Here is an 8061-nt window from a genome sequence, read left to right on the forward strand (position 1 = left end):
TCAGTGTCAAGAGGTAAATGTTTTTATTTATCTCACGTGACGACTTTTATAATGTAACATAGGCTTGCCATATCCGTCAACCTTTTTTACGAAAAAATTCTTTTTATTTTTCCGCGGCATTTTCCGCATCTGTATCTGTCAGGATTCATGGCACGCTTCTTTATATACTGTTGGCCGCACGCCGTACAGATATACATATAAGTTTTTTTGTTTTCTGTTTTTTTCTTAAGGGGTGTACAGAACCTTGGCGCGTTGACCTGCTGCAGCAACACTCGAAAATCTCTGTCTCTGTGCTTGTACCCCTTTCCTTCAAGGTGAAGATGATAATGGCAGAGCTCGTGCTTAATGATGCCGATCAGTTCCTCCCTGCCATGTTCAATCAGATATTTTCTGTTCAATTCAATGTTATGGGAGGTTAACAGGTACCTTCCGCCCGTGGTTTTAAGCCTGTCATTAAAAAGCGCCTGATGGCGGAACGGCTTGTTAAAATACGTTTCGGAAATATCCTCTGTCAGCTTTTGAAGCTCTTTGTTATCCATGGTGCACCTCACTTAAAAAACATTGAACGGGACAATTCACCGTTCGCATACAATATGGTAATCACCGTCCCTCATATGATAAAAGCTGAGGAGGAATGAGCCTATGCCAAATTGGCTTAAAAAACAGATGCAAAAAGCGTTCCTTGAAAAAGATAATTACCAAATTAAACTGCTGAATCAATGCTGGTATTTTTATAGGAAAAAACACTGCTCGTAAGCAGTGCTTTTATTTTACCATAGACAGCGATACTCTGCCTTTTTGTACATCTACGCCGTCAACCCAAACCGTTACAATATCGCCGACGGATACGACATCAAGAGGATGCTTGACGAATTGATTGCTGAGTTTTGAGATATGCACAAGCCCGTCTTGTTTGACTCCGATATCAACAAACGCTCCGAAGTCCACTACATTGCGCACGGTGCCCTGCAGCTCCATTCCCTCTTTCAAATCTTCCAGCTGAAGGACGTCTGTTTTCAGCAAAGGCTTAGGCACCTCATCGCGAGGATCGCGTTCCGGCCTTGTCAGCTGTTCACAAATATCTTTCAGGGTGATTTCTCCGATTCCCAGCTCTTGTGCCGTTTCAGAAAGCGCCAGCTGATTGATTTTATCCTTCAATTCCGCCGTGCCGATTTGTTCTGTTGAAAGGCCGAGCTTTTTCAATAGTGCTTTTGTTTCTTTATAGCTTTCCGGGTGGATGCCTGTTCTGTCCAAAGGCTCTGTCCCTTCCTGCACTCTTAAGAAACCGATACATTGCTCATAGGTTTTCGCACCGAGTCTCGGGATGTCCTTCAGTTCTTTTCGATTCGAAAACTTACCGATTTCCTCACGTTTTTTGACAACGTTGCCTGCGACAGACTTCGATAATCCCGCTACATATTGAAGCAGCGCGGCGGATGCTGTGTTGACGTTTACTCCCACCTGGTTAACAACAGTTTCGACGACGAACCGCAGAGATTCATTTAAGCGTTTTTGGCTGACATCATGCTGGTACTGTCCGACACCAACAGATTTCGGATCGATTTTCACGAGTTCCGCCAGCGGATCTTGAAGTCTTCGCGCAATAGATACGGCACTGCGCTCTTCAACCTGAAGCTCAGGGAATTCTTCTCTGGCAAGCTCAGAAGCCGAATATACGCTTGCTCCCGCTTCATTAACGATCACATAATAAATTTTCCGCGGCATGTCCTTCAGTACATTGACGATGAATTGCTCTGTTTCTCTTGATGCCGTGCCGTTTCCAATCGCCACCATCTCGACTTGATGCTGCTCGAGAATCGCTTTGACTTTTTCATGGGCTTCTTTTGTTTTGTTGACCGGCGCATGCGGATAGATGACATCAATATTCAAGACTTTTCCGGTCTCATCTGATACAGCAAGCTTACAGCCAGTTCGGAACGCTGGGTCAACACCGAGAACGGTTTTGCCTTTCATCGGCGGCTGCAGAAGAAGCTTTCTCAAGTTCTCAGAAAAAATGTGAATTGCCTGTTCATCCGCTTTTTCTGACAGCTCTTTTCTGATTTCACGCTCTATTGCCGGCTGGATCAGCCTTTTATAGCTGTCTTCAATCGTTTCCTGCAAAATCTCTTTTACGGACGTTGATCGGTTTTTGATGATTTGTTTTTCTAAATACGCCTTAATGTGATCCGCAGGCGGTTCGATAGACACCTTTAAAATGTCTTCTTTTTCGCCGCGGTTCATCGCCAGCACCCTGTGCGGAACGACTTTTGCAATTGGCTCTTCATACTCGTAATACATTTCATACACATTTTTCTCGTCTGTGTCTGCCGATTTTCCGGCTGCAGACTTAATGCTTCCTCTTTTAAAGGTTTCCTGGCGAATCCACTTTCTGAAACTCGGCTCGTCTGAGATTTGTTCCGCAATAATATGCTTGGCGCCTTCAATCGCTTCTTCCCGTGTGAACACTTCTTTTTCTTCGCTGATGTATTGATCTGCGGTTTGTGCCAGACGGTTATCTCGCGGAAGTGTCAGGATATAGTCAGCAAGCGGCTCGAGGCCTTTGCTTTTTGCGACTGTCGCCTTTGTTTTGCGTTTTTGTTTATACGGGCGGTAAAGGTCTTCCACTTCCTGAAGCTTCACCGATTGCTCAATTTTTCGCTTTAAGTCATCTGTTAATTTATCCTGCTCTGCAATGAGCCGGATGACTTCTTCTTTTCGCTGATTCAGGTTTTGTATGTATTGCCAGCGTTCAGAAATCGTCTGAATCTGAACCTCATCCATTGACCCCGTCTGCTCTTTTCGGTACCGGGCGATAAACGGGACTGTGTTGCCGTCCTCAAGCAGGCGGATGACACTTTCAACGTATTTTTGTGACAAACCTATTTCTTTCGCAATTTGCTGTTTTAAAAGGGCTGACGTTTCCATGTAACCAAAGCCTCCAATTTTGTCGTTCTTTCTCTAGTGTATCAAAAACCGAAAAAAACACATAAAAAAAGACAGCTGGTGCTGCACGTCTTTATTCATTTTTCAAAAGAAGATTTCTGGCTGTTTTCAAACACACATCGCGCAAAAAAAGAAGCCGGATGTCCAGCTTCTTTTTTTTGATCTCTTAGGACAGCTGTCCAAGAATATAGGTCAGATCATCTTTTCTCGATGTCGTATACATTTTCAGCGAATTTGATATTTCTTCTACCGATTGGCCTTTTTTCAAATGGGAGCGGATGTCGGGCACGTTGAGTCCATCTGTATGTATAATGAACCTTGAACCCTTTTCATAGGTGGCTGTGTGCGTTTTGTATTTTTGCGGCTTGCCTGATAAATAGCCTGAAATCGGCAGAGGATAAAAGCTTTCACCAGACGGGGAATGCAGAATAAAACGTACGTTTCCGACAGAGCAGTACGTAAACTGCCTTTGTTCAAAATTGATTTTCAGGATAGATGCTGTAGCGCCTCTTTTGTTTTTCATCGCCTGATTACAGCGTTCGATAATGCTTTGTACATCTTCATTCGCATAGTTTTCCACTAAGTCTTTGATGGCTGCAGAAGATTCGTTGGCAAGCGATCCGCTTCCAAGTCCGTCAGCTACCGCACAAATTAACTCCTTATCATCAGCTTTCATAAAAAAGCTGTCGCCGCAAATCGATTTTCCTTCTTTATTCAGTTGGTATACAAGAGTTTGAATATGCTCGTTTTCTTCAACCTGGATCATTACATTAACTCCATCGAGGGATCTTCAATCAAGGCCTCTCTGAGCTTCTTCACAGCTTTGCGCTGCAGACGCGAGACGTGCATTTGAGATATACCGAGAATGTCCCCAGTTTCTTTTTGGCTTTTGTTTTGAATATACGTAAGGTCTATGATTTGTTTTTCACGGTCAGAAAGGACGTGAAGCACGCTTTGCAGCATCATTTGCTGGTTGACCCGCTCATATCCGTCCTCCTGTGATCCGACGATATCAAGAATCGTGACGGTGCTTCCGTCCGCATCCGCTTCAATGCTGTGGTCAACGGATAAGGCTTGATAGCTTTTGCCCATTTCCATCGTTTCAAGAACCTCTTCTTCTGAAACATCGAGGAATTCGGCAATCTCTTCTACTTTCGGTGACCTTTGTGTTTCAGTCGTCAGCTGATCAACCGCCATTTTGATTCTTGGACCCAGTTCTTTAATCCGTCTTGGCACATGAACGCTCCACGTTTTATCTCTGAGGAAACGTTTAATTTCACCGATGATTGTCGGAATGGCAAAAGCTTCAAACGATTTGCCGACGACGGGATCGTATCGCTTAATCGCGCCGAGAAGCCCGATCATGCCGACCTGACGGAGATCCTCGTGAAAGCTTTTGCCTTTTGAATATTTTTTCGCAAGCATATCAACAAGATTTGTATACACCTGCACAAGCGTTTCTTGCGCCTGTTCATCTTGATTCGTTTGGTAATCGCTTATGAGCCGATCGACTTCATCCTTAGTTAGTTTCGTAGTTTTTGATGGTTGTGTCATGATCAACTCGCTCCCCATTTAAATACTTTGTCATCGCTACGGTGACGCCGGAGTGGTTTTGCACTCTGACTTCATCCATGAGCGTTTCCATTAAATATAGACCGAGCCCTCCTTCTGATAATTGATCAACTGTGTGCGAAGGTGTGTACGGCCCTAGATCCTGCTGCTTTTGATCGAAATCAAAGCTGTCTCCTTCATCCGCCACAATGACCTCTAAACGGTCTTCGAACACACCGAATCGGATTGACACTTCCCCATTTTTATCTTCTTTGTAAGCGTGCTGAACTGCATTTGTACACGCTTCACTTACTGCGATTTTCAGATCTTCAATTTCATCGTACGTATAACCCATTCTGCTCGCGACGCCTGACAGTGTCAGCCTTATAATCCCTACATATTCAGGTTGGGCCGGCACTTTCATTTCGATGTAATCTGCGTTATTCTTCATTGCACTCCACCTTCTGACTTTGCAGAAATATCAATGATGTCCTTCAAGCCTGTAATGTCAAACAGACGGATCAGCCGCTCAGAAAGATTTTCAAGTTTCAGCGAACCGCCTTGTTTTTTGACTGTTTTAAAGATGCCTACAAAAACGCCGAGTCCGGTACTGTCCATGTAGCTGACATCTTTCAGGCAAATTCTTAAATCAGCGCCTTGTTCTGCCAGAGGAACGAGCTTCTCTCTGAGCACCGGAGCTGAATATACATCTATTTCTCCTGCAATGTTTACTTGTATATCATTCTCGTTTTGCTTCACATCAACATTTATATTCATTCGTATCACCTCAAATTTTCCTTCAAATCACTAATTGTCTTATACCCCCGGCTGGCTGATGCTAAACCTTTCTTCGCAAAACAATTAACGTAAAATCATCATGAAGCTGAAAGTCCTGCAATTTGAGGAGGCTGTCATAAATGTTTTTGACCATTTCCTGCGCGGAGGAACACATATGTTCCTCAATAAGCTTTTGCAGATCAGGGCGCTCCAAGAAACCGTTTTCCGTTCTGCATTCTGTGACGCCGTCAGAAAATAAAACAATCATATCGTCCTTATCGAGATGCTGATCGAATTGTTTGTAGTCATAATCCTGTGAGATGCCGAGAACGAGTCCTTTAGCCTCTAAATCGTAAAAGGTGTTGTCTTTTTGAGAATAATAGAATCCCGGTTCATGTCCCGCTGAAGCATATGTAAATTGATGTTTGTCCATATTGTAATTTGCATAAAACATCGTTATAAACATACTGGCATCAACGTTTTGTTCAACAACCCGGTTTAAATTTTTCAGCACCTGAGAAGGATGAATGCCCGTTTCCGGCAAAGAGTCCATCGCATATTTGATCATGGACATACAAAGAGCCGCCGGAATGCCTTTTCCGATCACATCCGCGATTGCGATATTAATGGAATCCTTGTCTTTGACAAAGTGGTAATAATCACCGCTCATCTGTTTAGCGGGCACACTGATGGCGCCGATATCCAGCGCTTCTTCCTGCGGAATCTTTGTTCCGAGCAGCGTCTGCTGGACATTTGCCGCGATTTCAATTTCTGATTTGATTTCCTGCTGTATCCCCCTGAGGGTTTGATGCTCCTGATAAGCCATTCCATATCCAATCATGACTTCTATTAAAAAATCCAGCGAATGAAAAACATCTTCCGGGAGACTCGGATACAGCTCCTTCAGCACTTTTCGGTGAATGCTGATGATTTCTTCCGGAGGAATTTGATGCTCGATTGTTTTTCGGCTGAATTTTTGGGCTTGATATAAAGATGTTTCTGTTAATTCGGCTATATATCGACTAAGCAGCTGATGATACCGCTGCTCAATAACCTCCCTAAAATCCACTTTCTTACCTCCTACCGAAGCCATTTAATGGCTTGTATCTCTGTTCCTTCCCCCGCTACGGAATTTAAACTGAATTCATCCATCAGCCTTTTCACGCCGGGAAGTCCCGCCCCGAGTCCGCCAGACGTTGAAAATCCGTCTTCCATGACCTTGCGGATATCAGGAATTCCCGGTCCTTGGTCTTCCGCTATGATTTTCAGGCCCTTTTTTCCTCTGTCAGAGACCTGTTCAATTCCAATCTGGCCTTTACCGGCATATAAATAAATGTTCCTGGCTAATTCTGAAATAGCCGTTGTAATTCTAGCCTGGTCTACCGTGCCGAAACCCAGTTCTTTTGCAACGTTTCGTCCCAGTTGTCTGGCGGCCACAATATCCCATTCTGTCATGATCTTTACACAGGATTGGTCGTTCATTCGCTATTCCCCCAATTCCCGCTTCAATGTCTCAAGCCCCTGCTCTAAGTCGAGCGCAGTTTCAATTTCCTCAAGTGCGATTCCGAGTTCAATCAGCGTAACTGCCACAGCAGGCTGAATTCCCGTTAAAACCACTTTTGCGCCCATTAGTTTAGACATCGTGATCACGTCGCCCAGCACTTTAGCGATAAAGGAATCAATCATGTCCACAGATGTAAGGTCAATGACAACTCCGTTAGCGCCTGTTTCGTATATTTTATTTAATAAGTCTTCTTGAAAGGTTAATGCAGTTTGGTCATCGAGTTCCCATTGAATGGACACTAATAAGCAATTATACAGTTTCAAGATCGGGATTTTCGGATGTCTCAAAATGTTATTCCCCCAATGAAACAATTTTTCGATCTGTCATTTCCAAAGCCGTTTGAATTCCTTTTTGCAGGGTATTCTTAGTTATAACTTGGGATAAATCGATCCCCAGGTTAACGATGGTCTGAGCAATTTCCGGACGGATTCCGGCGAGCAGGCATTTCGCTCCGACAAGCCTTACCGCTTCTGACGCTTGAATAATATGATGGGCAACCATCGTATCAACGACCGGCACGCCCGTAATATCGATTAACACGACTTGAGACCGATGTTTGACGACGCCGTTAAGAAGATTTTCCATAATTCGTTTAGCACGTTCGGTATCAATTGTTCCGACAAGCGGCATCACGGTAATGTTTTCAAACACCGGGATGAGCGGAGCTGATAACTCCTGCAGCGCGATTTTTTGCAGGGATACTGTTTTCTCCCATGAGATTGAGTATTGGTTAAAGATTTCTGTATTAATCGGACTGAAAAAGCGGTCGATCTGCCAGATTAATTCCGTACTCTCTTGATCTGGCAATCTCTTATCGTTCATTTTCGTGTAGAGACGCTTCCAGAATTCAGCCAGCGCCGTAGCCAAAAACTTCAAAGAAAGCCCTATTTGAACGGCTCTAAGCGCCAGTTCGCTAATTTGGCTTTCAGCAGCGCTGTCATCCTTAACAGATGAGAGAAGAATGTCGATATACTCTTTAGATATATTTTCATACACTTGGTCAGTCAGCTGATATGATTCTTGTTCGCTTAATTCTTTTAGTGTGTCAGTCCACAGTTGGAGCAGTTCATTTTGATTCTCGGCAATGAACTGGTATACAGTCTGATTCGACATCAAATTCGCTTACCTCCCAATAAAAAACAACATATTTTTTTACGTTATTTCACTATTATATCGTTTATGTTTTTTGAAAACAAAAAAAGTTGCTCTATTTGAGCAACCTGCAC

The 8061-nt window shown here is 43.7% G+C and carries 11 protein-coding genes; 1 reads left to right on the forward strand and 10 read right to left on the reverse strand.

Annotated elements, in window-relative coordinates; all coding sequences use genetic code 11:
• Window positions 1-86: 86 nt before the first annotated feature.
• Window positions 87-539, reverse strand: a complete 453-nt coding sequence (locus tag RAC86_RS31700; protein WP_014112738.1) for a SprT family protein — start codon at window positions 537-539, stop codon at window positions 87-89.
• A 103-nt stretch (window positions 540-642) separates the two neighbouring features.
• Here RAC86_RS31700 and cmpA point away from each other — a divergent pair, with 103 nt between their 5' ends.
• The gene (cmpA, locus tag RAC86_RS31705) at window positions 643-756 is read left to right on the forward strand and encodes a cortex morphogenetic protein CmpA (RefSeq protein WP_003225207.1); all 114 of its coding nucleotides are present in this window, start codon (window positions 643-645) and stop codon (window positions 754-756) included.
• A gap of 9 nt (window positions 757-765) precedes the next feature.
• On the opposite strand, the gene RAC86_RS31710 is transcribed toward cmpA, so the two are convergent.
• The 9 genes from RAC86_RS31710 to rsbRA all read right to left on the reverse strand — a co-directional run bounded on the left by RAC86_RS31710 (window position 766) and on the right by rsbRA (window position 7951).
• Entirely contained in the window at window positions 766-2925 is a 2160-nt protein-coding gene (locus RAC86_RS31710; protein WP_072565779.1) for a Tex family protein, read from the reverse strand.
• Between the two features lie 184 nt (window positions 2926-3109).
• The gene (rsbX, locus tag RAC86_RS31715; protein ID WP_014112736.1) at window positions 3110-3709 is read right to left on the reverse strand and encodes a phosphoserine phosphatase RsbX; all 600 of its coding nucleotides are present in this window, start codon (window positions 3707-3709) and stop codon (window positions 3110-3112) included.
• On the reverse strand, window positions 3709-4497 hold the full coding sequence (sigB, locus tag RAC86_RS31720; protein WP_003240361.1) for an RNA polymerase sigma factor SigB: 789 nt from the start codon (window positions 4495-4497) through the stop codon (window positions 3709-3711). The genes rsbX and sigB overlap by 1 nt, the downstream gene beginning before the upstream one ends.
• Window positions 4463-4945, reverse strand: a complete 483-nt coding sequence (gene rsbW, locus RAC86_RS31725; protein WP_003234299.1) for an anti-sigma B factor RsbW — start codon at window positions 4943-4945, stop codon at window positions 4463-4465. The genes sigB and rsbW overlap by 35 nt, the downstream gene beginning before the upstream one ends.
• A complete protein-coding gene (rsbV, locus tag RAC86_RS31730; protein ID WP_014112735.1) occupies window positions 4942-5271 on the reverse strand; it encodes an anti-sigma factor antagonist RsbV in 330 nt (109 codons plus the stop codon). Before rsbV ends, rsbW begins: the two co-directional genes overlap by 4 nt.
• A gap of 61 nt (window positions 5272-5332) precedes the next feature.
• A complete protein-coding gene (rsbU, locus tag RAC86_RS31735) occupies window positions 5333-6340 on the reverse strand; it encodes a phosphoserine phosphatase RsbU (RefSeq protein ID WP_072565778.1) in 1008 nt (335 codons plus the stop codon).
• A gap of 11 nt (window positions 6341-6351) precedes the next feature.
• On the reverse strand, window positions 6352-6753 hold the full coding sequence (rsbT, locus tag RAC86_RS31740; RefSeq protein ID WP_014112733.1) for a serine/threonine-protein kinase RsbT: 402 nt from the start codon (window positions 6751-6753) through the stop codon (window positions 6352-6354).
• Window positions 6754-6756: 3 nt separating this feature from the next.
• Window positions 6757-7122 carry an RsbT antagonist protein RsbS gene (gene rsbS, locus RAC86_RS31745; protein WP_003225190.1) on the reverse strand — a complete coding sequence of 122 codons (366 nt, stop codon included), beginning with the start codon at window positions 7120-7122 and terminating at the stop codon, window positions 6757-6759.
• A gap of 4 nt (window positions 7123-7126) precedes the next feature.
• Window positions 7127-7951, reverse strand: a complete 825-nt coding sequence (rsbRA, locus tag RAC86_RS31750; protein ID WP_003240350.1) for an RsbT co-antagonist protein RsbRA — start codon at window positions 7949-7951, stop codon at window positions 7127-7129.
• Window positions 7952-8061 lie beyond the last annotated feature (110 nt).

This window comes from Bacillus sp. LR_5, assembly GCF_042709275.1.

Excerpts from the sequence above, each read along its gene's own strand:
- RAC86_RS31700 (WP_014112738.1), bottom strand. The coding sequence starts at position 539 with ATGGATAACAAAGAGCTTCAAAAGCTGACAGAGGATATTTCCGAAACG.
- cmpA (WP_003225207.1), top strand. The coding sequence starts at position 643 with ATGCCAAATTGGCTTAAAAAACAGATGCAAAAAGCGTTCCTTGAAAAA.
- RAC86_RS31710 (WP_072565779.1), bottom strand. The coding sequence starts at position 2,925 with ATGGAAACGTCAGCCCTTTTAAAACAGCAAATTGCGAAAGAAATAGGT.
- rsbX (WP_014112736.1), bottom strand. The coding sequence starts at position 3,709 with ATGATCCAGGTTGAAGAAAACGAGCATATTCAAACTCTTGTATACCAA.
- sigB (WP_003240361.1), bottom strand. The coding sequence starts at position 4,497 with ATGACACAACCATCAAAAACTACGAAACTAACTAAGGATGAAGTCGAT.
- rsbW (WP_003234299.1), bottom strand. The coding sequence starts at position 4,945 with ATGAAGAATAACGCAGATTACATCGAAATGAAAGTGCCGGCCCAACCT.
- rsbV (WP_014112735.1), bottom strand. The coding sequence starts at position 5,271 with ATGAATATAAATGTTGATGTGAAGCAAAACGAGAATGATATACAAGTA.
- rsbT (WP_014112733.1), bottom strand. The coding sequence starts at position 6,753 with ATGAACGACCAATCCTGTGTAAAGATCATGACAGAATGGGATATTGTG.